The organism is Gordonia sp. OPL2 (assembly GCF_003797825.1).
Lineage (GTDB): Bacteria > Actinomycetota > Actinomycetes > Mycobacteriales > Mycobacteriaceae > Gordonia.
Genome location: NZ_RKME01000002.1, coordinates 183,617 through 205,287, shown reverse-complemented (window position 1 = coordinate 205,287; position 21,671 = coordinate 183,617). Strand labels below are relative to the sequence as shown.

The window sequence follows — 21,671 nt, the reverse complement described above, 5'->3', positions numbered from 1 at the left end:
GAGAGCCTATCGTGCCCGGAATTCGGGTCGATTAGGGTTTGTCGTCATGACCACGATGTGGAATGCGTCCTACCGGTCCCGATGGCGGGCCGGTCGTCGGCGGGATCCCGCGCAGGCGCGTTTCCTCACCCGGGACTCGCTGCGCTGGGTCATCCGCAACAAGGCGTACTCGCCGTGGTACCTGGTCCGCTACTACCGATTGGCGCGCTTCCGGCTGGCCAACCCGCACGTCGTGCTGCGTGGCATGGTGTTCCTCGGCCGCAACGTCGAGATCCACGCGACCCCGCAGATGTCCCGGCTGGAGATCGGTCGATGGGTGCACATCGGCGACGGCAACTCGATCCGTTGTCACGAGGGCAGCCTGCGGATCGGCGACAAGACCGTCTTCGGCTGCAACAACGTGGTCAACTCCTACCTCGACCTCGAAATCGGTGGATCCACCCTGGTCGCGGACTGGTGCTACATCTGCGACTTCGACCACAAGATGGACGACATCACGCTGCCGATCAAAGATCAGGGAATCGTGAAGGGCCCGGTCCGGATCGGACCCGACACCTGGATCGCCGCGAAGGTCTCCGTACTGCGCAACACCGTCGTCGGTCGCGGGTGTGTCCTCGGCTCACATGCGGTGGTCCGCGGCGTCATCCCGGATTATTCGATCGCCGTCGGCGCGCCCGCGCGAGTCGTGAAGAACCGCAAGGACGACTGGGCCCGGACCGTGGAGGAGCGCGCGGAACTCGAGCGTGCGCTCGCCGACATCGAACGCAAGAAGGCGGCCGCCGCCCGCAAGTCCTGAGCGGGGTGTGCGCTCACCCCTCAGCACCCACCCCTCAGCACCCATCCCTCAGCGGGCGCCCGGGCCGCTCGGCGTCCCTTCGCTGGGCTGGACGACGACGAAACCCGGTCCGTGGAAGGCGAGTTGGAACGACTCGCCGGAACCACGTCCGATCAGGGAGCCGATCTTGAAATCGTTCTTCACGCCGGGCGTGAGGTTCGCCGACCAGCAGACAGCGGCCTGGGGATCGACGAAGGTCGGCTGCACCGAGCAGTCGAGGAGCACGGGTGGGCCATCGCTGGTGATGCCGACTGTTCCCTGTCCCGTCAGCGTCAGGTTGAACAGGCCGCCGGCGAGCATGCCCGCATTACCGATCGAGGTGATGGTCCAGTCGAGCGAAGCGTCGAAGGCCAGCAGGCTGGACGTGTTGATGGTGATCGAATCACCTTCGAGATCGATCGTGAAGACGTTGCTGTTGCGGCGCGCGAAGAACACCTCACCCTGACCGCGCACCCGCATGAGTTGGCCGCCCTCGTTGGTGACCGCCTTCTTCAAGAAGTTGGACATGCTGCCCGAACCCTCATGGGCGAAGTCGAACTGGCCCTGGTAGGCGACCATCGCGCCCTTGGCGGCCAGCGCCTCCGGTCCGAACCCGACGCGGAGCATCTTGTCCGACTGCATGGTCCAGCGTGTGGTGCTCTGCTTCTCGCGGTTGGCCTGGTCGAAGATCGGGCTGCGCACGGTGATCGCTCCTTCGGGGAAACCGCGGCCGGCTCTCGGCGCGGACTACTCCGATTGTCCGGGATCCCGTTCGGGAAGGGGACGTTCGGGAATGTGGGGTCGGCCGACCGGATGACGCACCCGCCGTTTCGCCGCCAGGTAGACCCCGGCGGTGCGCTCGGCGACCTCGCCCCACGAGAACTCACCGGTGAGCCGGTCCCTGGCCGCCACGGCACGGGCCGCGGCCGCCGACGGATCGGCCAGGGTGGCGCGGACGGCGGACGCGATGCCCGCGACGTCGCCGGGGTGGAAGGTGAGTCCGGTGGTCGGGTCGCTGACCGCCTCGCCGAGCCCACCTGCGGTCGAGACGACAAGGGGCGCGCCGGTGGCGGCCGCCTCCAGCGCGACGATGCCGAACGGCTCATATCGGCTGGGCAACACGATCGCCGAGCACCGGTGCATCAGGGTGAGGAGACCATCGTGGTCGACGGCGCCGAGGAAGCGCACGGCCTTGGTGACGCGATGTCGCCTGGCCTGCTCGGCCAGCCACTCCGCCTGCGTTCCCGTGCCGGCGACCGTGAGGGTGGTGCCGGGATGGGTCCGCCGGATCCGCGGCAGCGCGGCCAGCAGGTCCTGCACACCCTTCTCGTATTCGAGTCGGCCGGCGAACAGCAGCTCCGGGGGACTTGCCGCCGGGCGCGGCGCGAACGGCCACGTGCGGATGTCGATCCCGTTGTGGATCACCGAGACATCGGGGATCTCCGGGCCGAACAGGCGGGTGACCTCGTCGCGCATGGAGGCCGAACAGGTGATGAGGGAATCGGATTCGCGGGCCAGCCACCATTCGACCGAATGCACCTGCCGGTTGGTCGGCCCGCTCACCCAGCCGCTGTGTCGCCCGGCCTCGGTGGCATGGATGGTCGACACGAGTGGGACGTCGAAGTACTCGGCGAGCGCGATGGCCGGATGGGCCACCAACCAGTCGTGGGCGTGCACGACGTCTGGCGCCCAGCCGCCGACGTTAAGCGAATGTCGTTCGCCGGCAAGTACTCCGAGTCCCGCGCGGACGAACGAGTGGCCCATGGCGAGGGTCCACGCCATCATGTCGCGACCGAAGTCGAACTCGATCGGGTCCTCGGCCACCGCGACGATCCGGACCCCGTCGACCGTCGTGTCGGTGGTCGGATGACTGAGCGCGTCGGTGCCGGTGGGCCGGCGGGTCAGCACCACGATCTCGTGCCCCTGGCCGGCGAGTTCTGTCGCGAGGTGGTGGACGTGACGACCCAGGCCGCCGACGACGACCGGTGGGTACTCCCACGAGACGATCAACACCCTCATCCGACATCCCCCGTCGCGTTCGTCCCCCTGGCAGTCATCCCCGTGCCCTCCCCGGCGCGTCGATCGTGGGCAGCCGTCGCGCATCGAGACCGGCGAACAGGTTGTCGGCGCGCGACCAGTTTCCCGCCAGCCCCGCGGCCTTCGGGTCGCGACCGGACAGCGCGGCATCGCAGATCTCGCGCGTCGCGTGCGCATGTTTGTGTGCCCGGTCGACAGCGTACTGGGCCGCGGTGTCCTTGGAGACCATGAACGGCCAGTCCGAGGCGACGGTCAGGAGGGTCTCCCGCAGGATCTGATCGGCGACTCGGTTGCGGGTACGGCCGGAGGTTGCCTGCAATTTGTCGACGGCACCCAGCGCGGTCTCGGTGACCTCGCTGTTCAACTGCACCAGATGCTGCACCTGCGGCCCGTTCCAGACACGCCAGTCCTTGCCCGATCCCCACGACGACGCCGCGAGGTCGACCGGCGTGCCGACGAACCCGTCCCGTCGTGCGGACGCGAGGGTGCCGACCCGGACGCCGGCCTCCGGGAGTCGGCGGAGCACCCGTTCGAGCCACACCGGTCCCTCGTGCCACCAGTGTCCGAACAACTCGGTGTCGAAGGCGGCGACGACCAGTGCAGGACGTCCGAGGCGGGCGGACTCGGCGGCGAGTCGTCGACGGACCTGATCGACGAAGTCGTCGACGTGCCGGTCGATGACGGCGTCGGCACGGTGCGGGTCATAGGGCTTCTTGTCCTGCGCGGCGACCGTCCGGCCGGTCACGCGGGCCGGCTTCAGCCCGCTGGCATGGTCGTACGTGTGGAAGTCGCGGTAGGCGGCGTGGCCGGGATACCCCGACTTCGGTGACCACACCCGGTAGCTGACGACGAGATCGCGACCGAAGGCGACGACATCGGAGTCGCCCACCGGACGGCCGAGGGCGGTGTCGCCCTTCAACGTCGGGCCGTCGACCATGAAATGACCGACCCCGGCACGGTCGTACTCCGATTCCATGCCGGGGGCGAACGCGCATTCCGGGGCCCAGATGCCGGATGGATCGATGGCCCAGCGGGCTCGCGCGTCAGCGAGGCCCTCGCCCAGCGAGAACCTCCGCAGGCGCGGATCGAGCAAGGGCGCGAACGGATGTGCCAGCGGCCCGCCGAGGATCTCCATCACCCCCGAGTCCGCGAGTGTCCGGATCATCGGGCTGCCGCCGTGGCGCCAGTGCGTCTCGAAGTCGTCGATCGCCTCGGCCGCGCACCGGTACTCCCGGCCACCGAGGGTCCGGCGGTCCGGATCCGTCGACGTCGCGGCCTCGGTCGCCCGCAACTGCCAGTCGGCCAGCCATTCGTACATCGATGCGGCACAGTGTGGGTCGTCGAGCTGAGCAGCGAGCACCGGCGTGATGCCCAGCGACAGCTGGTCGGCCAGACCGTCGTCGGCGAGCCGGCGGAGCATGGCGAAGACGGGCAGGTAGGACCCGGCCCAGGACTGATAGAGCCATTCCTCGCCGACGGGCCATCGGCCGTGGTTGGCGAGCCACGGCAGATGGGAGTGCAGCACCACGGTGAATTGGCCGGGTACGGGGGAGCGCGACAGGTCGGACACGGTGTCCCCGGTGTCAGCGCCGCACGGCGAGCGCGAGCAGATCGAGGCTGGCGTCGATGTCGCCGTCGGGGCCTGCGGCGTCGCGGATGTCGAAGTCGGCGGTGCCCACCGACGCGACGTCGGCGGACAGTTCGGCCGGCCACGGCTGCCCGGCGAGTGCCCGTTCGATCTGCGCGTCGATCAGCGACCCGCCCCACTTCGCGTCGAGCCGCGCCAGGCCGTCGCCGTGATGGACGCCGAGCATCGCGCTCACGTCGAACCCGCCCTCGGTGAGCAACCCGGTCATCTCCGCGGCGTCGAGCTCGCGGGTGTGGAACGGGTTGAGCGGGGTGTCGCGACCGGGGGAGAAGGTGATGCGGTTGGGCGTCGAGATCAGCAGGAGCCCACCCGGGCGCAACACGCGCCGGCATTCGGCGACGAAACCCGGCTGGTCCCACAGATGCTCGATCACCTGGAAGTTGACCACCACGTCGACCGAGGCGTCGCGCAGCGGCAGATCGATCAGGTTCCCCTGGTGCACCACGAGCCCGGGGTAGCGGCGACGGGTGTGCTCCACAGCGCTCTCGTCGTAATCGACGCAGGTCACCGATCGGGCGACGGTGGCCAGCATCGCCGCGCCGTATCCCTCGCCGGACCCGGCCTCCAGCACGTCGCGTCCGGCGCAGTGGTCGAGGACATGGGTGTAGGCCACCTCGTGGCGCCGGAACCAGTAGTTCTCCTCGGGGATGCCGGGGACGGTGCGCTCGCCGGTCAACGCGAGGGTCTCGTGGAACTCGGTCATCCGCATGAGCCTAGGGCATCGGTGTCCGGCCCATCCTTACGCTCACGCTGAACCTATCGTTGACCTGCGTGTCAGCTGGATGCTGACATGGTCTGCACACGACATCGGAAGCCGGCCCGGCGTCTGCTGCGAGTACTCACTCGCGACCTCATCTCGACAGACACACAACACGTGTGGGCATCGCCGTGTCCGCACTCGGGAGGATTGACCACGCCATGACCACCGAAGCGGTCTCCGACGAGATCAGATTCGCCTACTGGGTGCCCAACGTCAGTGGCGGCCTGGTGACCAGCGACATCGAGCAGCGCACCAGCTGGGATTACGACTACAACGTCAGGCTCGCCCAGACGGCGGAGAACAACGGATTCGAGTACGCACTGTCACAGGTTCGGTACGAGGCGAGCTATGGGGCCGAATTCCAGCATGAATCAACGAGTTTCAGCCTCGCCCTACTTCTCGCGACCCAGCGGCTGAAGGTGATCGCGGCGGTGCACCCCGGGTTGTGGCAACCCGCGGTCCTGGCCAAGCTCGGCGCCACCGCGGACCAGCTCTCCGGTGGCCGGTTCGCGGTCAACGTGGTGAGCGGCTGGTTCAAGGACGAGTTCACCCACCTCGGCGAGCCGTGGCTCGAACACGACGAGCGGTACCGTCGCAGTGCCGAGTTCCTGCAGGTGCTGCGCAAGATATGGACCGAGGACGACGTGGACTTCCGCGGCGACTTCTATCGGATCCACGACTTCACCCTCAAGCCGAAACCGCTCAACACCCCCGACCGGCCGAATCCGGAACTCTTCCAGGGCGGCAACTCACTGGCCGCGCGCCGCAACGGTGGCCGGTACTCGGACTGGTACTTCTCCAACGGCAAGGACTTCGACGGCGTCACCGAACAGATTGTGGACGTCCGGGAGTCGGCCCGGGAGGCCGGACGCGAGGTGAAGTTCGGCCTCAACGGCTTCATCATCGCCCGCGACACCGAGAAGGAGGCCCGGGACACCCTCCGCGAGATCGTCGAGAAGGCGAACCGGCCCGCGGTCGAGGGATTCCGGGACGCGGTTCAGCAGGCCGGGAACTCGACGTCGACGAACACCGGCATGTGGGCCGATTCCTCCTTCGAAGATCTCGTGCAGTACAACGACGGTTTCCGCACCGGACTGATCGGAACGCCCGAGCAGATCGCCGAGCGCATCGCCGCGTACCGCAAGCGTGGTGTGGATCTCATTCTCGGTGGCTTCCTGCATTTCCAGGAGGAGGTCGAGTACTTCGGACAGCGGGTGCTCCCGCTCGTCCGGGAGATCGAGGCGAGCGAGCGCTCGGGCAACACCGCGCTGGTAGGAGTCTGACCGGCCCGCTCGGAGTGCTTCGAATCGCGGCCCGTCATCGGGGACGCCGCGCCGTGGCCCATCGCGTCGATGCGATGGGCCACGGCGCGTGTGGGGCGCGTTCTGTGAGGTAGTCGATGTTTTGCGGCGGGAAGGCAGACGCTAGAGTAGGGGAGACCGATAGCAACTTACTTGTCAGTAAGATGCCGAAACCGACGCAGGAGGTCGACGCAGACCCATGACAAACATTGTCGTTCTGATCAAGCAGGTTCCCGATACGTGGTCCGAGCGCAAGTTGTCCGATGACGACTACACCCTGGACCGTGAGGCCGCCGACGCCGTTCTCGACGAGATCAACGAGCGCGCGGTCGAGGAGGCCCTGAAGATCAAGGAAGCCGACGGCGGCGAGGTCACCGTGCTGACCGCCGGACCGGAGCGGGCCACCGAGGCCATCCGCAAAGCCCTGTCGATGGGTGCCGACAAGGCGATCCACATCAAGGACGACTCGCTGCACGGCTCCGACGCGGTCCAGACCGCCTACGTCCTGGCCCGGGCGCTGGGCACCGTTGAGGGTGTCGAGCTGGTCATCGCCGGTAACGAGGCCACCGACGGTCGTGTCGGTGCCATCCCGGCCATGATCGCCGAGTACCTCGAACTCCCGCACCTGACGCATCTGCGCAAGCTCACCGTCGAGGGCGAAACCCTCAAGGGCGAGCGCGAGACCGACGACGGCATCTTCCACATCGAGGCCGACCTCCCGGCCATCGTCAGTGTGAACGAGAAGATCAACGAGCCGCGATTCCCCTCGTTCAAGGGCATCATGGCCGCGAAGAAGAAGGAAGTCCAGGTCGTCACCCTCGCCGAGATCGATGTCGAGGCGGGCGACGTGGGCCTGGAGAACGCCGGCAGCCAGGTGACCGCCTCCGCTCCGAAGCCGCCGAAGACCGCCGGTGAGCGTGTCAGCGACGAGGGCGACGGTGGCACCAAGGTCGCCGAGTACCTGGTGTCGCAGAAGATCATCTAGTCCTCACGGGCACTGACATCACCAGCGACAACCCAGACATTCAGGAGAAAGAAACATGGCTGAAGTACTCGTGCTCGTGGAGCAGGACGCCGAAGGCGCCCTGAAGAAGGTCACCAGCGAGCTGATCACCGCCGCCCGTGCGCTCGGCACCCCGTCGGCGGTCGTCGTCGGCAAGCCGGGCTCGGCCGACGGCATCATCGACGGCCTGAAGGAGGCCGGCGCGGAGAAGGTCTACGTCGCCGAGTCCGACGACGCCGCGTCCTATCTGATCACCCCGCAGGTCGACGTCCTCTCGTCGATCGCCGAGCAGGCCTCCCCGGCCGGTGTCCTCGTCGCGGCCACGGCCGACGGCAAGGAGATCGCCGGTCGGCTGGCCGTGCGTCTCGGTTCCGGCGTGCTCGCCGACGTCGTCGACGTCAAGGAAGGCGCCGTCGGAATCCACTCGATCTTCGGTGGCGCGTTCACCGTCGACGCCGTCGCCAAGGGTGACGTCCCGGTCTTCTCGGTCCGTCCCGGCGGCGTCGAGGCCGCGCCGCAGGCCGGCGCCGGTGAGCGGGTCGACGTCGAGGTCCCGGCACAGGCCGAGGGCGTCGTCAAGATCACCAAGGTCGAGCCGAACGTGGGCGGCGATCGTCCGGAACTCACCGAGGCGTCGATCGTCGTCTCCGGTGGCCGCGGCGTCGGCAGCGCCGACAAGTTCTCCGTGGTCGAGGAACTCGCCGATTCGCTCGGTGCCGCCGTCGGCGCCTCGCGCGCCGCGGTCGACTCCGGCTACTACCCCGGGCAGTTCCAGGTCGGTCAGACCGGCAAGACCGTCTCGCCGCAGCTCTACATCGCGCTCGGCATCTCCGGTGCCATCCAGCATCGCGCCGGTATGCAGACCTCGAAGTCGATCATCGCCGTCAACAAGGACGAGGAGGCGCCGATCTTCGAGATCGCCGACTACGGTGTCGTCGGCGATCTGTTCAACGTCGCACCGCAGTTGACCGAAGAGGTCAAGAAGCGCAAGTGACGCGCATGCACTGCGTCTGATCTACCCCCCAAGACCCCCGGATTGCGTCGGCACACCGACGTGAGCCCGGGGGTCTTCGGCGTCCGAGGTCGCCCGGACGCCGGTCGTCGCGGGCGATCGGTGCCGGGTCGCCACTCGTCGACGTTCACCGCATGAGCACCGACGTGACACGTTGTCGTGGCCGTCGCGTCGATCGACGTCGCTGTCATCAGGGGCATGACAGTCACGACATTCGCCCCATCCCTCGGGACCGCCCGGCGGACCCTGACCGCGGGCCCCTTCACGGTCGAGATCACCGACGACCCGCGTGACATCGCCGAGGCCCAGGGTCTGCGGTACCGGGTGTTCGCCGCCGAACGTGGATTCGGCGACGGCATCGGCGACGCCTCGACCGGGCTGGATGCCGACCGGTTCGACGACCATTGCGAACACCTCGTGGTCCGCCACGCCGACGACGGGCTGGTCGGCTGCGCACGACTCCTGCCGCCGGTGCGTGCGGTCGCCGCGGGTGGGTGGTACACGAGCACCGAGTTCGATGTCACCGAACTCGACGGGATCCGCTCGGAGACGGTCGAGATGGGCCGGGCGGTGGTCTCCGCCGGACATCGCAGCGGCGCGACCACCGGTCTGATGTGGGCGGCCGTGCTTCAGTACGTCGTCGACGTCGACTGCCGCTATGTCCTCGGTTGCGTCTCGATTCCGCTGCGCACGGACGGGCCCGATGGCCCGATGCCGCGGGGGTCGATGCTGCGCGGGGTCCGCGACGAGGTCCGCGACCGCCATCGTGGCGCCTGGCAGGTCTATCCGCACGAGCGTGCTGTCGTCGACGGCCGCTTCCTCGACGACATCGACCCGCCGCCTGTCGTGCGGCCGCCCGCGCTGCTGCGCGGCTACCTGCGGTTGGGCGCGCGCGTCTGCGGCGAACCCGCGATCGACGACGTCTTCGATGTCGGTGACCTCGTCACGGTCGTCGACCGGCAACAATGCAACGCACGCTATCTCGATCGGATGCGGTCCGCGGTCATCCGCCTCGCCGCCGGGGGCCGGTCGTGACCGCGGCCGCCGCGACCGTGGTGGCCGCGCCGGGCGTCACCGCGCCCTCCGCCGTCCCGGGGCCGACCACGCCCGGCCGGCGGGTCCCCGCGCCCGTGGTGCTCGAGTTGCCGAGGACGGTGGTGCCCGCACCGCACGCCTGGTATCCGGCAAGCGTGTGCGGAAACCTCTGTCGCTCAGGCGATCACATCGATATTGCGGGGCGGGTGCGCCAGGCGTCCCGGGTCGTCGGCCTCATCGCGTTCGCAGCGCTGCTGCTGGCGACCGGGCCGCTCGTCGCCCTGACACCGCGCCTGATCCGTCGCCGCTATCTCGTGCGAGCCGCGCGTGGGCTCCTCCGCTCGATCGGCGTCGACGTCCGGATCGACGATCGCCGACCGTTCGCCGGTTCGGCGCGTGGCCTCATCGTGGCGAACCACATCTCCTACCTCGACATCCTCGCGCTCGCGGTGATCAGCCCGGCGCATTTCGTGGCGAAGTCCGATGTCGCGTCCATGCCGGTGATCTCGGGACTCGCGCGACGGCTGGGGGTCATCACCATCGACCGGTCGTCGCTGCGGGATCTGCCGTCGGCAGTGGAGTCGGCGGTCGCCGAACTCCATCGCGACCGGTCGGTCGCGGTCTTCCCCGAGGGGACCACCTGGTGTGGGCGTGAGGCAGGCCGATTCCGTCCGGCCTTCTTCCAGGCGGCCATCGACGCGGGGGTCCCGGTCATGCCGGTGCGGCTGCGGTTCACCACCGCCGACGGAGCGGTCACCTCGGTGGCCAGTTTCATCGGGGAGGACTCGGTCGTCGACACGCTGCGACGGGTCCTGTCCGCGCGAGGGCTGACGCTGCACATCACGGTGCACGAGATGCAACTTCCCGGCACCGATCGACGAGCCCTGGCCGCGCGGTGCGAACGGCTGGTCGCCGCCTGACGCGGCTTGCCGTCGGCCTGCTCGACGGGCGTGTCGGGGCGGTGATGCCGGTGTCACATATCTCATATATGTTTGAGCACTGACCGGGTGCCCGCCCGGTCGATCAGCCGACACCAGGAGGCGCTCGAGTCATGACGTCCGCACCCACTCTGACCCGCGACGAGGCGAAGGCACGATTCATCGAGCTGAGGTCGGCCGACGGCCGCGTGGACGATGCCGACCTCGATGCCGTGTGGGCCGGACTGGAGACCCTGCGTCCCGAGGCGATGCTGGGGGCCTGGAAGGGCGGCGAGTTCACCACTGGGCATCCGATCAACGGGATGCTGCAGAAGGCCGGCTGGTTCGGCAAGACCTTCACCTCGCGCAACGACGTGCAGCCGCTGATGTGCCGGAACGCCGATGGCGAGCTCTACTCCAACACCAGCTTGGGCAAGGGTGAGGCCAGTCTGTGGGCGATCGAGTTCCGCGGCGAGATCACCGCATCGATGGTCTACGACGGACAGCCCGTCATCGACCACTTCAAGAAGGTCGACGACACGACCGTGATGGGGATCATGAACGGCAAGGGCGGTGTCGTCGACGGCCGTCACCTGTACTTCTTCCTCGAACGCGCCTGAGATGCGGATCGACGCCGCCGTCGTCTCGACGCCGGGTGGTCCCTTCGAGGTGATGCCGCTCGACATCGACGAACCCCGGGAGGGTGAGGTGCTGGTACGCATGCGTGCCGTCGGCATCTGCCACACCGACCTCGGGATGAAGGCCACCTGGTCGCGGCGCCGGTTGCCCCAGGTCTTCGGGCACGAGGGCGCCGGGGTCGTCGAGGCGGTCGGTCCCGGAGTGACCCGCGTCGTCCCCGGTCAGACGGTCTGCCTGACATTTCGCAGCTGCGGGGTCTGCGCGCAGTGTGTGGCCGATCATCCGGCCTACTGCACCGCCGGGTGGAACACCGCCGGTCGGGCCGACGGATCGCCGACCCTGACCCGCTCCGGAACCCGGGTGTACGGCGGATTCTTCGGCCAGTCCAGCTTCGCGACGTATGCGATCGCGCACGAGGACAACACCGTCTTCGTCCCCGCAGGCCTCCCGGCAGCGGTCGCGGCCCCGCTCGGATGCGGCGTGCAGACCGGATACGGCACGGTGTCGCGCGTCGTCGCACCCGGGCGCGATGCGGCCGTGACGGTCTACGGGGCGGGCAGCGTCGGGCTGTGCTCGGTGATGGCCGCTGTCCGGGCCGGTGCCGACGTGGTCGCCGTCGACCCGATCCCGGGCCGACGCGCGTTGGCCGAGAAGTTCGGAGCGATCGGGACCGTCGACCCCACGGCGACCGACGACGTGGCCGGTGCGGTGACCGCGATCCACGGCCGCGCCAGCCGCCACGCCATCGACACCACCGCTCGACAGGACGTGCTCGACGCCGCCGTGTCGGCCGCCGAGCCCCGCGGCGACATCACTCTCGTCGGGATCGGGCGTCGATTGGAGTTCGACGTCATGCAGGTGCTCTACAAGGGCGTGACGATCCGTGGCGTCGTCGAGGGCGATGTCGTCCCTGCGGAGATCATCCCAGAGCTCGCCGCGCTGTACGTCGCCGGTGAGCTACCGCTCGACGACCTGATCGAGGAATATCCGTTCGCCGACATCGAGCGGGCCGCGGCGGACTCGCTGGCGGGCCGCACGGTCAAGCCGGTCCTGGTCTTCGACGACTGAGGGCCCCTCGTCGGCAACCGATCGCCGGATGCAGGAATTGGTGGGTGGTGGTCGCGCGTTTATCCTTGCAAAGACATGTCCACGCCCTCCCGAGCACCCGTTTACCTCGATCACGCCGCTTCGACCGTCATGCTCCCCGAAGCGATCGAGGCGATGACCGCTGTCTTCGCCCAGCCCGGGAACGCGTCGTCGCTGCACGGTTCGGGCCGGTGGGCGCGCCGCAGGCTCGAAGAGGCCCGTGAGTCGGTCGCTGCGTCCGTGGGCGCGCGACCCTCCGAGGTCATCTTCACCGGCGGGGGGACCGAGTCCGACAATCTCGCACTGAAGGGGATCCACTGGGCCCGCCGTCGAGAGAATCCGGCACGGCGGCGCATCATCGTCTCCGCGGTCGAGCACCACGCGATCCTCGATCCCGCCGTCTGGCTCGCCGAGGCCGACGACGCCGAACTGGTCATCGCGCCGGTCGATGCCGAGGGTTTCGTGTCGGTCTCATGGTTGCGCGACGAGCTCGCCGCACATGCCGACGAGACCTCGGTGATCTCGATCATGTGGGCCAACAACGAGGTCGGCACGATCCAACCCATCGCCGAGATCGCCGCCCTCGGCGCCGAGTTCGGGGTGCCGGTGCATTCCGATGCCATCCAGGCGGTGGGACACATCCCGGTCGACTTCGGCGCGAGCAGTCTGTCGGCCATGAGTCTGGCGGCGCACAAGTTCGGCGGTCCGCAGGGCGTGGGCGCCCTGCTGTTGCGTCGCGACGTCGAGTGCGTACCACTGCTGCACGGTGGCGGTCATGAGCGCGATGTCCGTTCCGGCACACAGGATGTCGCCGGGGCGGTCGGAATGGCGACTGCACTGAGGCTCTCGATGGAGCGGATGGCCGAGAGCATGCGAGCGGTGACCGAGCTGCGCGAGCGGCTGTTCGGCGCGCTGCTCGCACTGCCCGGGACGGTCGCGAACGGTCCGCGCGACGACCGCCGTCTGCCGGGCAACGTGCACGTGTCGTTCGACGGTTGTGAAGGCGACTCGCTCCTGATGCTGCTCGACGCCAACGGTGTCGAGTGCTCCACCGGTTCGGCGTGCACCGCCGGGGTGGCGCAGGCCAGTCATGTTCTCCTCGCGATGGGCCTCGACGTTCCGACGGCGCGCGGCTCATTGCGGTTCTCGCTCGCTCCGGGCTCCACGCCGGCCGACGTCGACGCGGTGACCGAGGTCATCGGAGCGGTCGTCGACCGCGCCCGTGCCGCCGGGCTGGTGTCGTCGCCGTCGGGGGAGGGACGCTGATGCGAGTACTGGCAGCGATGAGCGGCGGGGTCGACTCGTCGGTGGCCGCCGCCCGCGCGGTCGATGCCGGACACGAGGTCGTCGGTGTGCACCTCGCGCTGTCCACCGCGCCCGGGGCACTGCGCACCGGATCGCGTGGCTGCTGCTCGAAGGAGGACGCCTCCGATGCGCGCCGTGTGGCCGACGTCCTCGGCATCCCGTTCTACGTGTGGGACTTCGCCGATCGCTTCAAGGACGACGTGATCGACGAGTTCGTCGACGCCTATGCGGCAGGTCAGACCCCCAACCCGTGCCTGACCTGCAACGAGAAGATCAAGTTCTCGGCTCTCGCGCAGAAGGCGGTGGCGCTCGGGTTCGACGCCCTCGCGACGGGTCATTACGCCCGGCTGGCCGACGGCGAGTTGCGCCGTGCGGTCGACGAGGACAAGGACCAGTCGTACGTGCTCGCGGTGCTGACCGCCGACCAACTCGGTCGGGCGATGTTCCCCGTCGGAGACACCCCGAAGGGTGAGATCCGCGCGGAGGCGGCGCGTCGTGGGCTCGCGGTCGCGGAGAAGCCGGATTCCCACGACATCTGCTTCATCCCGACCGGTGACACCCGCGCGTTCCTCGGTGCCCACATCGGTATCCGTCCCGGTGCCGTCGTCGACGCCGACACCGGTGACCGACTCGCCGAACACGACGGTGTCCACGGGTTCACCATCGGACAGCGCAAGGGCCTGGGCATCGACGCGCCCGCGATCGACGGACGCCCGCGGTACGTCACCGACATCGATCCCGAATCGGGCACGGTGACAGTCGGTTCGGCGTCACACCTGGACGTGTGGTCGATCACCGCGCATCGTGCCGTGTGGACCTCGGGCGAGCCGCCCGAGGGCCCGATCGACGCGATGGTGCAGGTGCGCGCGCACGGTGGCCTCGCCCCGGTCCGCGCCACGCCGGTGGTCCGCGACGGGCAGCCGATGATCGACATCGCCCTCGCCCGACCGCTGACCGGCGTCGCCCGGGGGCAGGCCGCTGTGCTGTATCTGCCCGACGACGAGCGCGGTGACCTGGTCATCGGGTCCGGCCGTATCACGTCGACCGACTCGAATCCCGCGACCGGTGTGCGGCCCGAGGCGGTCACGGTCGGCCGCGACACGTGAGCTCGTCCGCGCAGGTGTTGCACGGCGGTGTCGGCACGGGCGTCGGATCGATGCCCGGCACCGACCCCCGTGAGGCGGCCGCAATCGTCAACGGTGAACTCGATCTCGCACACCTGGCCGAACTGCCGGCGCGCGGGCAGGGGGCCGACATGGTGGGGCGTATGGCCGCGGTCCTGGTCGACCTCCCGATGGATGCCGGGACCTGGGGCTATCGTCTCGCCGGCCGCGGTTCGTCGGTGGCACGCCGTGCCCGCGATTTTCTCAACGCCGACCTCGACGCCGTCGAAGAACTCTGGGACACAGCAGGTTTCATCGGTACCGATCGGCCCTTCAAACTGCAGGTGTGTGGACCGTTCACGTTGTCGGCGTCGGTGGAGTTGCCCGCCGGACACAAGGTCCTGCGCGACAGGGGGGCCTGGCGAGACGTCATCGCCTCCACCGCCGAAGGCGTCGCACAGCTCGTCGGCGAAGTACATCGGCGTCTCGGGGCCACGGTCGTCGTGCAGCTCGACGAACCGATGATCGGGGCGGTGCTCGACGGGGCGGTGCGGCCCCTGACGCGGTTCGACACCATTCCGGCCGTCCCACTACCCGAGGTCGCCGACGCCCTCGGTGGGCTCGCCGACACGGTCGGTCGCCCGGTGATCGTGCACAGTTGCGCGCGGCCACGATGGGATCTCGTCGACCGGCTGCGGCAGGTGGCCTGGTCACTCGATGTCACTGATCCCACCTCCGACGACCTCGACGGCATCGGCTCCCTCATCGATCGCGGTGGCATCCTGCTCGCCGGGTGCGTGCCGTCGTCCGGCGATCGCCGGGTGCGTGCCGAGACCGTGGCAACCGGACTGGCCGCGCTCATCGACCGGATCGGTCTCGACCGAAAGGTTCTGTCGCAGAACGTGATCGTCACTCCCACCTGCGGTCTGGCCGGCGCGACGTCGGACTGGGCGACGACCGCGCTGGGCCTGTGCGCGCAGGCGGGCGACCTGCTCGCCGCGGATCCCGACGCCCTCTGATCCCCGCCGACGGCAACCGCGACCTCGCCGACGGCCACCGCGACCCGACGGCGTCGCGTCGCCCGCCGAGAGCACTGCAGCTCACGGAGCCTGGAGTTTGTCCAGCGACCGCTTCGGCGCGATCTGGCGGTAGCTCGCATCGAGGAGTTCGGCCACCTCGGTCCAGTCCGTGTCGTCGTCGAGGATGATGCCGAGCCATCCGTAGGCACCCAGGTACGCCGGCAAGAAGAACCGGTCGTCGGCCAGCAGCGCCTCACGTTCCGCCGGATCGGCGATGAACAGCACCGACTGGTCGTAGCGCTCCTTGGTGCCCTTGACGCTGCCGCCATAGTTCCCGAACATCTTGCCGCACCGGAATGTCGGTCGTCCGTGGGCGATGGCCTCGGTCGCGTCGGGCAGTGCGAGGGCGACCTCGCGGACGCGGGCCAGTATCGGATCGTCGTCGTCGAACATGATCGGGTGCGGCATGGACCAACAGTAGAACGATCCCCCGATCGTGTCAGCGGCCTCCGATACGCTCGTGACGTGGCAGAAGAACGCGGTACGACGGACGTCAGCGGCGAGCTGCGGGAGCAGTGGACCGAACTCGCGGACGAGATCCGCGACCACCAGTTCCGGTACTACGTCAAGGACGCGCCGATCATCACCGACGGCGAGTTCGACACATTGCTGCGCGCACTGCAGGAACTCGAGGACGCGCACCCGGAGCTCGCGGCGCCGGACTCGCCGACGAAGCTGGTCGGCGGTGGCTTCTCCACCGCCTTCACCCCGGTCGATCATCTCGAGCGGATGATGTCGCTCGACAACGTCTTCGACGCCGATGAGATGCGCACCTGGGTGGACCGCGTGGAGGCGGAGACCGGAACGGGTGTCGACTATCTCTGTGAGCTCAAGATCGACGGCGTCGCGCTCGGCCTCGTCTACACCGACGGCACCCTCACACGGGCGGTGACGCGCGGTGACGGACGGACGGGTGAGGACGTCACCCTCAACGCCCGCACGATCGACGACATCCCGCAACGGCTGAGCGCCTCCGACGACTTCCCGATCCCGGCTGTCCTGGAGGTGCGTGGCGAGGTGTTCTTCCGCGGCGAGGACTTCGAAGCACTCAACGCGTCGCTGGTGGCCGACGGCAAGGCGCCGTTCGCGAATCCCCGCAATTCCGCCGCCGGCTCGCTGCGCCAGAAGAACCCACAGGTGACCGCCCGCCGGCGTTTACGCATGATCTGCCACGGTATCGGCCACACCGAGGGATGGCGTCCGGCGTCGCTGCACGACGCCTACCTGGCACTCGGCGCGTGGGGTCTGCCGGTGTCCGATCACACGACCAAGGTCGACGGCGTGACCCAGATCCTCGACAAGATCGACTACTGGGGCGAGCACCGGCACGACGTCGAACACGAGATCGACGGGATCGTCGTCAAGGTCGACGACGTGACACTGCAGCGACGACTCGGCTCCACCTCACGTGCGCCACGGTGGGCCATCGCCTACAAGTATCCGCCGGAGGAGGCGACCACCAAGCTCCTCGACATCAAGGTCGGCGTCGGACGCACCGGGCGGGTGACGCCGTTCGCCTTCATGGAACCGGTCCTCGTCGCCGGATCGACGGTGTCGCGGGCGACGCTGCACAACGAGTCCGAGGTCAGGCGCAAGGGAGTGCTGATCGGGGACACCGTCACCATCCGCAAGGCCGGCGACGTGATCCCCGAGGTCCTCGGACCCGTCGTCGACGTCCGCGACGGCAGCGAACATGCGTTCGTCATGCCGACGACATGCCCCGAATGCGGCACCGAGCTCCGGCCGGAGAAGGACAGCGACGCCGACATCCGTTGTCCCAACTCGGAATCCTGCCCCGCTCAGTTGCGTGAGCGGCTCTTCCATCTGGCCGGTCGCGGATCGTTCGACATCGAGGCGCTCGGATACGAGGCGGCGACCGCCCTGCTGACCTCCGGGGTGATCACGAACGAGGGAGACCTGTTCGGGCTCACCGCCGATGATCTCGCCAAGACGGACCTGTTCACCACCAAGGCGGGTGCGCTGTCGGCGAACGGAAAACGTCTGCTCGCGAATCTCGATGGCGCCAAGCAGGTCCCGCTGTGGCGGGTGCTCGTCGGCCTCTCCATCCGGCATGTGGGGCCGACGGCCGCCCGCGCCCTGGCGACCGAGTTCGGGTCACTGACGGCCATCGAGGACGCGACCATCGAGGACCTCGCCGGCGTCGAGGGACTCGGTCTGACACTCGCACAGAGCATCCACGACTGGTTCACCGTCGACTGGCATCGCGATGTCGTCGAGAAATGGCGTGCCGCAGGTGTTTCCATGGAGGACGAGCGGGATGAGTCGATCGCGCGCACGCTCGAGGGCAAGACCGTGGTGGTGACCGGTTCACTGCAGGACTTCTCCCGCGACGGCGCGAAGGAGGCGATCCTGCAGCGTGGTGGCAAGGCGTCCGGGTCGGTGTCGAAGAAGACCGACTATGTCGTCGTCGGCGATTCCCCCGGCACCAAGGCGGCCAAGGCCGAGCAGCTCGGCGTGCCGGTGCTCGACGAGGACGCGTTCAAACACCTGCTGGAGACCGGCGAGGCGCCCGCCTCGTCACAGGACGGCTGACCCGGCTAGCGGGCGCGCCGCAATCCGCGGCGCGCCGCGGTTCTCGGCACCCGCGGTTCTCGTCGCCCGGAGCGCTCGACACCCGCAGCGCTCGACACCCTCAGTTCTCGGCACGCAATACCGTGCTGACGATCCCGGCGAGATACCCGAGCCGAGCCACCTCGGAGGGCCGGAAGTCGGGTCCGCCGATCCGGCCGAGGAGGATCGCCTTCTCGCCGCCCCCGAGCGGCGCCGCAGCCAGCCGGGTGTCCATGTCCTGCCACACGGCGGGCACCCAGTCGGCGCTTCCGTCGAGTTGGCGGGCACGGTCGAGCGGTAGCCAGTCCGCGGTGGTGAGGGGTGTCTCGGGGGCGCCGGAACTGCCGAACAGTTGCAGCACCCCGCCGTTCCCGCCGCCGGTGATGACCATGGCCCACGACACCCGCAGGACTCGCGGGGTGTTGTCGACGAGGACCTGGAGCCGTTCGTCGTCGGAGGTGGCCACCTGGTCGACGAGCTCGAGTTCGCGGTGGGTGTCGAGCACGCCGGCGTACGGCCGGATCGAGTCCACCCGCACGCCCTTGAGTTTCTCCGCCGCGGTGATCAGCCCGTCCGGGAGGGAACCGGGGGCGATGTCGACGACGAGGTCGTCGACCGCGTAGCCCTCGCCCCGTTCGACGACCTCGAGGGAGAGGATGTCGGCCCCGACCGAGCCGAGCTGGACGGCGAGCAGGCCGAGGCTGCCCGGTCGATCCTCGAGGTAGACGCGCAGCAGGTACGACACGACCGTCATTGTCGCACTGCGGTGAGTGGGCTGCGCGACGTGTCCGACGGTGGGCGCGGGGGAGCCCGCTCGGCGTCGATCCCGGTCGGACGCCACCATGGATACATGGCCGACAACGCACCCCTCGCCGACGACACAGGCGGTCCGGCGCAGGTGACGACCTCTGTTGCGCGCCGAATCCAGCCCGGACGCGAGCACGATTTCGTCAGCTGGACCGACGCAGGCATCGCGCTGGCGCGCACCTTCCCGGGCTTTCTCGGTGGCGGATGGCTCCGCAACTCCCGGATCGACGACGAGTACTACGTCGTCTATCGGTTCGCCGACGAACAGACGATGGACGACTGGGTGTCGTCGCCGGTGCGCAGGGCGTGGCTGTCACGGGGTGAGGGCGTCGCGGTCGAGTACGCGACGCACCGTCTGTCCGGTATCGAGGGCTGGTTCGAGCCGCAGCAGCACCTGACCCACGCCGTCCGGGTGCACGGCGCAGCCGCGCCACCTCCGCGGTGGAAGCAGGCGATCACCATCTGGCTCGGCTTCTTTCCCCTCTCGCTGGCCATCAATCTGCTGGTCATCGGGCACCTCGAGGGGGTGCCGGTCGTGCTCAAGACCCTGATCGCCACGCTGATCAACACACCCCTGATGGTCTATCTCGTGCTGCCCTGGCTGACCGCCCGCCTCAAGCGCTGGCTCGGCTGATCGCCGCCGACTGCGGGGTGGCCCCGCCGACGACACCGCGTCGACGGTGTCGGGACGGCCTCCCATAGGCTGGTGGGGAACAGGCACGACACGGCGAGAAAGGACGTGGCATGTCCAGCGGATCAGAGTCGGCGATCTCTCGGGAGGAGGTCGCGCACCTGGCTCGGCTGTCCCGGCTCGCGCTGACCGACGAAGAGCTCGATCAGTACGCGCAGCAACTCGACTCGATCCTGGCGCACGTCGCCCAGGTGTCCGAGGTCGCCGCCGACGACGTGTCCGGCACGGCGCACCCCGCCGCGCTGGCGAACGTCCTGCGGGCGGACGAGGTCGTGCCCGGTCTGACCACCGAGCAGGCACTGTCCGGTGCGCCTGCCGTCGAGCAGGATCGTTTCGCGGTCCCGCAGATCCTCGGGGAGGAACAGTGACCAGCGGACCTCGTGCGATCGCCGACGGCGACCTCATCGGATTGTCGGCCGCCGAACTCGCGGAGAAGATCACCGCCCGCGAGGTCTCCTCGGTCGAGGTGACCCAGGCGCACTTGGACCGCATCGCCGCCGTCGACGACGAGTTGGGCGCCTTCCTGCACGTCAGTGGGGCGGAGGCGCTCGTCGCCGCGAAGGCCGCGGACGACGCGATCGCCGCCGGAGACGCGCCGTCGCCGCTCGCCGGTGTGCCGATCGCGCTGAAAGACGTCTTCACGACCGTCGATGCGCCCACCACCTGTGGCTCGAAGATCCTCGAGGGCTGGGTGCCACCGTATGACGCAGCCGTCACCGAGCGTCTGCGCGCCGCCGGGATTCCCATCCTCGGCAAGACGAACATGGACGAGTTCGCCATGGGCAGCTCGACGGAGAACTCTGCCTATCAGGTCACCCGGAATCCCTGGGACACCACCAGGATTCCCGGTGGATCGGGCGGTGGTAGCGCCGCAGCACTCGCCTCGTTCCAGGCGCCGTTGGCCATCGGCACCGACACCGGCGGATCGATCCGCCAGCCCGCGGCGGTCACCGCGACGGTCGGTGTGAAGCCCACCTATGGCACGGTGTCGCGGTACGGGCTCGTCGCCTGCGCCTCCTCACTCGACCAGGGCGGTCCGTGTGGCCGTACCGTCCTCGACACCGCTCTGCTGCACTCGGTGATCGCCGGGCACGACAAGCGTGACTCGACCTCGATCGACGCGCCCGTGCCGGACGTCGTCGCGGCGGCAAAATTCGGTGCACAGCAAGACCTCTCGGGTGTTCGCATCGGTGTGGTCACCGAATTGCAGGGTGAGGGCTACCAGTCCGGGGTGCTCGAGTCGTTCCGGCAGGCCCTGTCCGTGCTGACCGAACGTGGGGCCGAGGTCGTCGAGGTGTCGTGCCCGCACTTCACCTACGCGCTCGGGGCGTACTACCTGATCCTCCCGTCGGAGGTGTCGTCGAACCTGGCCCGATTCGATGCGATGCGGTACGGCCTGCGCGTCGGCGACGATGGCACGCACAGCGCCGACGAGGTCATGGCATTGACCCGGGACCAGGGATTCGGCCCAGAGGTCAAGCGACGCATCATGATCGGGACCTATGCGCTGTCGTCGGGCTACTACGACGCCTACTACGGACAGGCACAGAAGGTCCGGACGCTCATCGCGCGGGACTTCACTTCCGCGTTCGAGAACGTCGATGTCCTCGTCTCGCCGACCACCCCGACGACCGCGTTCGCCCTGGGGGAGAAGGTCGACGACCCACTCGCGATGTACCTGTTCGACCTGTGCACTCTGCCGGTCAACCTCGCCGGCATCGGCGCCATGTCGGTGCCCTCGGGGCTGTCGGCGGACGACGGGATGCCCGTCGGCCTGCAGATCATGGCGCCGGCGCTCGCCGACGACCGGCTGTATCGCGTGGGTGCCGCCTACGAGGCCGCCCGGGGTCCGATCGGGTGATC

General features: G+C 68.8%; 21 protein-coding genes. 15 read left to right on the top strand and 6 right to left on the bottom strand.

Going from position 1 to position 21,671, the window contains the following annotated elements; genetic code table 11:
* Nucleotides 1-46 precede the first annotated feature (46 nt).
* Nucleotides 47-796, top strand: a complete 750-nt coding sequence (locus EEB19_RS04030; RefSeq protein ID WP_187583428.1) for an acyltransferase — start codon at nt 47-49, stop codon at nt 794-796.
* Between the two features lie 48 nt (nt 797-844).
* On the opposite strand, the gene EEB19_RS04025 is transcribed toward EEB19_RS04030, so the two are convergent.
* Genes EEB19_RS04025 through EEB19_RS04010 form a run of 4 tightly spaced genes read right to left on the bottom strand, consistent with a single transcriptional unit; the run spans nt 845 to nt 5,202 of the window.
* Nucleotides 845-1,516, bottom strand: coding sequence for an AIM24 family protein (locus tag EEB19_RS04025; protein ID WP_187583426.1), 672 nt, complete (start codon nt 1,514-1,516; stop codon nt 845-847).
* Between the two features lie 45 nt (nt 1,517-1,561).
* Nucleotides 1,562-2,833: a glycosyltransferase family 4 protein gene (locus tag EEB19_RS04020; RefSeq protein ID WP_187583424.1), complete on the bottom strand. Its 1,272-nt coding sequence runs from the start codon at nt 2,831-2,833 to the stop codon at nt 1,562-1,564.
* Between the two features lie 34 nt (nt 2,834-2,867).
* Nucleotides 2,868-4,421 carry a glycoside hydrolase family 57 protein gene (locus tag EEB19_RS04015; protein WP_187583422.1) on the bottom strand — a complete coding sequence of 518 codons (1,554 nt, stop codon included), beginning with the start codon at nt 4,419-4,421 and terminating at the stop codon, nt 2,868-2,870.
* 13 nt (nt 4,422-4,434) lie between these two features.
* Nucleotides 4,435-5,202: a bifunctional 2-polyprenyl-6-hydroxyphenol methylase/3-demethylubiquinol 3-O-methyltransferase UbiG gene (locus EEB19_RS04010; protein WP_187583420.1), complete on the bottom strand. Its 768-nt coding sequence runs from the start codon at nt 5,200-5,202 to the stop codon at nt 4,435-4,437.
* A gap of 215 nt (nt 5,203-5,417) precedes the next feature.
* Here EEB19_RS04010 and sfnG point away from each other — a divergent pair, with 215 nt between their 5' ends.
* The 10 genes from sfnG (at nt 5,418) to EEB19_RS03960 (ending at nt 15,679) form a co-directional block, all read left to right on the top strand.
* Complete coding sequence (gene sfnG, locus EEB19_RS04005) at nt 5,418-6,542, top strand: dimethylsulfone monooxygenase SfnG (RefSeq protein ID WP_187583418.1); 1,125 nt, start codon at nt 5,418-5,420, stop codon at nt 6,540-6,542.
* Between the two features lie 217 nt (nt 6,543-6,759).
* Complete coding sequence (locus EEB19_RS04000) at nt 6,760-7,545, top strand: electron transfer flavoprotein subunit beta/FixA family protein (protein ID WP_187583416.1); 786 nt, start codon at nt 6,760-6,762, stop codon at nt 7,543-7,545.
* A gap of 55 nt (nt 7,546-7,600) precedes the next feature.
* Entirely contained in the window at nt 7,601-8,557 is a 957-nt protein-coding gene (locus tag EEB19_RS03995) for an electron transfer flavoprotein subunit alpha/FixB family protein (RefSeq protein WP_187583414.1), read from the top strand.
* A gap of 216 nt (nt 8,558-8,773) precedes the next feature.
* Nucleotides 8,774-9,610 (top strand): GNAT family N-acetyltransferase, encoded by an 837-nt coding sequence (locus EEB19_RS03990; RefSeq protein WP_187583412.1) that lies wholly within the window; start codon nt 8,774-8,776, stop codon nt 9,608-9,610.
* Entirely contained in the window at nt 9,607-10,530 is a 924-nt protein-coding gene (locus EEB19_RS03985) for a 1-acyl-sn-glycerol-3-phosphate acyltransferase (protein WP_262365419.1), read from the top strand. Before EEB19_RS03990 ends, EEB19_RS03985 begins: the two co-directional genes overlap by 4 nt.
* 131 nt (nt 10,531-10,661) lie before the next feature.
* Nucleotides 10,662-11,147, top strand: a complete 486-nt coding sequence (locus EEB19_RS03980) for a DUF4334 domain-containing protein (protein WP_187583408.1) — start codon at nt 10,662-10,664, stop codon at nt 11,145-11,147.
* A 1-nt stretch (nt 11,148) separates the two neighbouring features.
* The gene (locus EEB19_RS03975) at nt 11,149-12,234 is read left to right on the top strand and encodes an NAD(P)-dependent alcohol dehydrogenase (RefSeq protein ID WP_187583406.1); all 1,086 of its coding nucleotides are present in this window, start codon (nt 11,149-11,151) and stop codon (nt 12,232-12,234) included.
* 75 nt (nt 12,235-12,309) lie between these two features.
* Nucleotides 12,310-13,518, top strand: coding sequence for a cysteine desulfurase family protein (locus EEB19_RS03970; RefSeq protein WP_187583404.1), 1,209 nt, complete (start codon nt 12,310-12,312; stop codon nt 13,516-13,518).
* A complete protein-coding gene (mnmA, locus tag EEB19_RS03965) occupies nt 13,518-14,663 on the top strand; it encodes a tRNA 2-thiouridine(34) synthase MnmA (protein ID WP_187583402.1) in 1,146 nt (381 codons plus the stop codon). Before EEB19_RS03970 ends, mnmA begins: the two co-directional genes overlap by 1 nt.
* Nucleotides 14,660-15,679, top strand: coding sequence for a vitamin-B12 independent methionine synthase (locus EEB19_RS03960; protein WP_262365418.1), 1,020 nt, complete (start codon nt 14,660-14,662; stop codon nt 15,677-15,679). Before mnmA ends, EEB19_RS03960 begins: the two co-directional genes overlap by 4 nt.
* Before the next feature lie 81 nt (nt 15,680-15,760).
* Here EEB19_RS03960 and EEB19_RS03955 read toward each other — a convergent pair whose 3' ends face one another.
* Nucleotides 15,761-16,147, bottom strand: coding sequence for an MmcQ/YjbR family DNA-binding protein (locus EEB19_RS03955; RefSeq protein WP_187583400.1), 387 nt, complete (start codon nt 16,145-16,147; stop codon nt 15,761-15,763).
* 57 nt (nt 16,148-16,204) lie between these two features.
* On the opposite strand from EEB19_RS03955, the gene ligA reads away from it, so the two are divergent.
* Nucleotides 16,205-18,292, top strand: coding sequence for an NAD-dependent DNA ligase LigA (gene ligA, locus EEB19_RS03950; RefSeq protein WP_187583398.1), 2,088 nt, complete (start codon nt 16,205-16,207; stop codon nt 18,290-18,292).
* 100 nt (nt 18,293-18,392) lie between these two features.
* Here the strand turns inward: ligA and EEB19_RS03945 are convergent, their stop codons facing one another.
* Nucleotides 18,393-19,064 (bottom strand): amino acid-binding protein, encoded by a 672-nt coding sequence (locus EEB19_RS03945; RefSeq protein ID WP_187583396.1) that lies wholly within the window; start codon nt 19,062-19,064, stop codon nt 18,393-18,395.
* A 96-nt stretch (nt 19,065-19,160) separates the two neighbouring features.
* Here EEB19_RS03945 and EEB19_RS03940 point away from each other — a divergent pair, with 96 nt between their 5' ends.
* The 3 genes from EEB19_RS03940 (at nt 19,161) to gatA (ending at nt 21,669) form a co-directional block, all read left to right on the top strand.
* Complete coding sequence (locus tag EEB19_RS03940) at nt 19,161-19,751, top strand: antibiotic biosynthesis monooxygenase (RefSeq protein WP_187583394.1); 591 nt, start codon at nt 19,161-19,163, stop codon at nt 19,749-19,751.
* 110 nt (nt 19,752-19,861) lie between these two features.
* Nucleotides 19,862-20,176: an Asp-tRNA(Asn)/Glu-tRNA(Gln) amidotransferase subunit GatC gene (gene gatC, locus EEB19_RS03935; RefSeq protein WP_187583392.1), complete on the top strand. Its 315-nt coding sequence runs from the start codon at nt 19,862-19,864 to the stop codon at nt 20,174-20,176.
* A complete protein-coding gene (gene gatA / locus EEB19_RS03930) occupies nt 20,173-21,669 on the top strand; it encodes an Asp-tRNA(Asn)/Glu-tRNA(Gln) amidotransferase subunit GatA (protein WP_187583390.1) in 1,497 nt (498 codons plus the stop codon). Before gatC ends, gatA begins: the two co-directional genes overlap by 4 nt.
* Nucleotides 21,670-21,671: the final 2 nt, after the last annotated feature.

Bases quoted from the DNA above. Each gene is read 5' to 3' on its own strand.
- EEB19_RS04030 (WP_187583428.1), top strand. From the start codon at position 47: ATGACCACGATGTGGAATGCGTCCTACCGGTCCCGATGGCGGGCCGGT.
- EEB19_RS04020 (WP_187583424.1), bottom strand. From the start codon at position 2,833: ATGAGGGTGTTGATCGTCTCGTGGGAGTACCCACCGGTCGTCGTCGGC.
- EEB19_RS04010 (WP_187583420.1), bottom strand. From the start codon at position 5,202: ATGACCGAGTTCCACGAGACCCTCGCGTTGACCGGCGAGCGCACCGTC.
- sfnG (WP_187583418.1), top strand. From the start codon at position 5,418: ATGACCACCGAAGCGGTCTCCGACGAGATCAGATTCGCCTACTGGGTG.
- EEB19_RS04000 (WP_187583416.1), top strand. From the start codon at position 6,760: ATGACAAACATTGTCGTTCTGATCAAGCAGGTTCCCGATACGTGGTCC.
- EEB19_RS03995 (WP_187583414.1), top strand. From the start codon at position 7,601: ATGGCTGAAGTACTCGTGCTCGTGGAGCAGGACGCCGAAGGCGCCCTG.
- EEB19_RS03990 (WP_187583412.1), top strand. From the start codon at position 8,774: ATGACAGTCACGACATTCGCCCCATCCCTCGGGACCGCCCGGCGGACC.
- EEB19_RS03980 (WP_187583408.1), top strand. From the start codon at position 10,662: ATGACGTCCGCACCCACTCTGACCCGCGACGAGGCGAAGGCACGATTC.
- EEB19_RS03975 (WP_187583406.1), top strand. From the start codon at position 11,149: ATGCGGATCGACGCCGCCGTCGTCTCGACGCCGGGTGGTCCCTTCGAG.
- EEB19_RS03970 (WP_187583404.1), top strand. From the start codon at position 12,310: ATGTCCACGCCCTCCCGAGCACCCGTTTACCTCGATCACGCCGCTTCG.
- mnmA (WP_187583402.1), top strand. From the start codon at position 13,518: ATGCGAGTACTGGCAGCGATGAGCGGCGGGGTCGACTCGTCGGTGGCC.
- EEB19_RS03955 (WP_187583400.1), bottom strand. From the start codon at position 16,147: ATGCCGCACCCGATCATGTTCGACGACGACGATCCGATACTGGCCCGC.
- EEB19_RS03945 (WP_187583396.1), bottom strand. From the start codon at position 19,064: ATGACGGTCGTGTCGTACCTGCTGCGCGTCTACCTCGAGGATCGACCG.
- EEB19_RS03940 (WP_187583394.1), top strand. From the start codon at position 19,161: ATGGCCGACAACGCACCCCTCGCCGACGACACAGGCGGTCCGGCGCAG.
- gatC (WP_187583392.1), top strand. From the start codon at position 19,862: ATGTCCAGCGGATCAGAGTCGGCGATCTCTCGGGAGGAGGTCGCGCAC.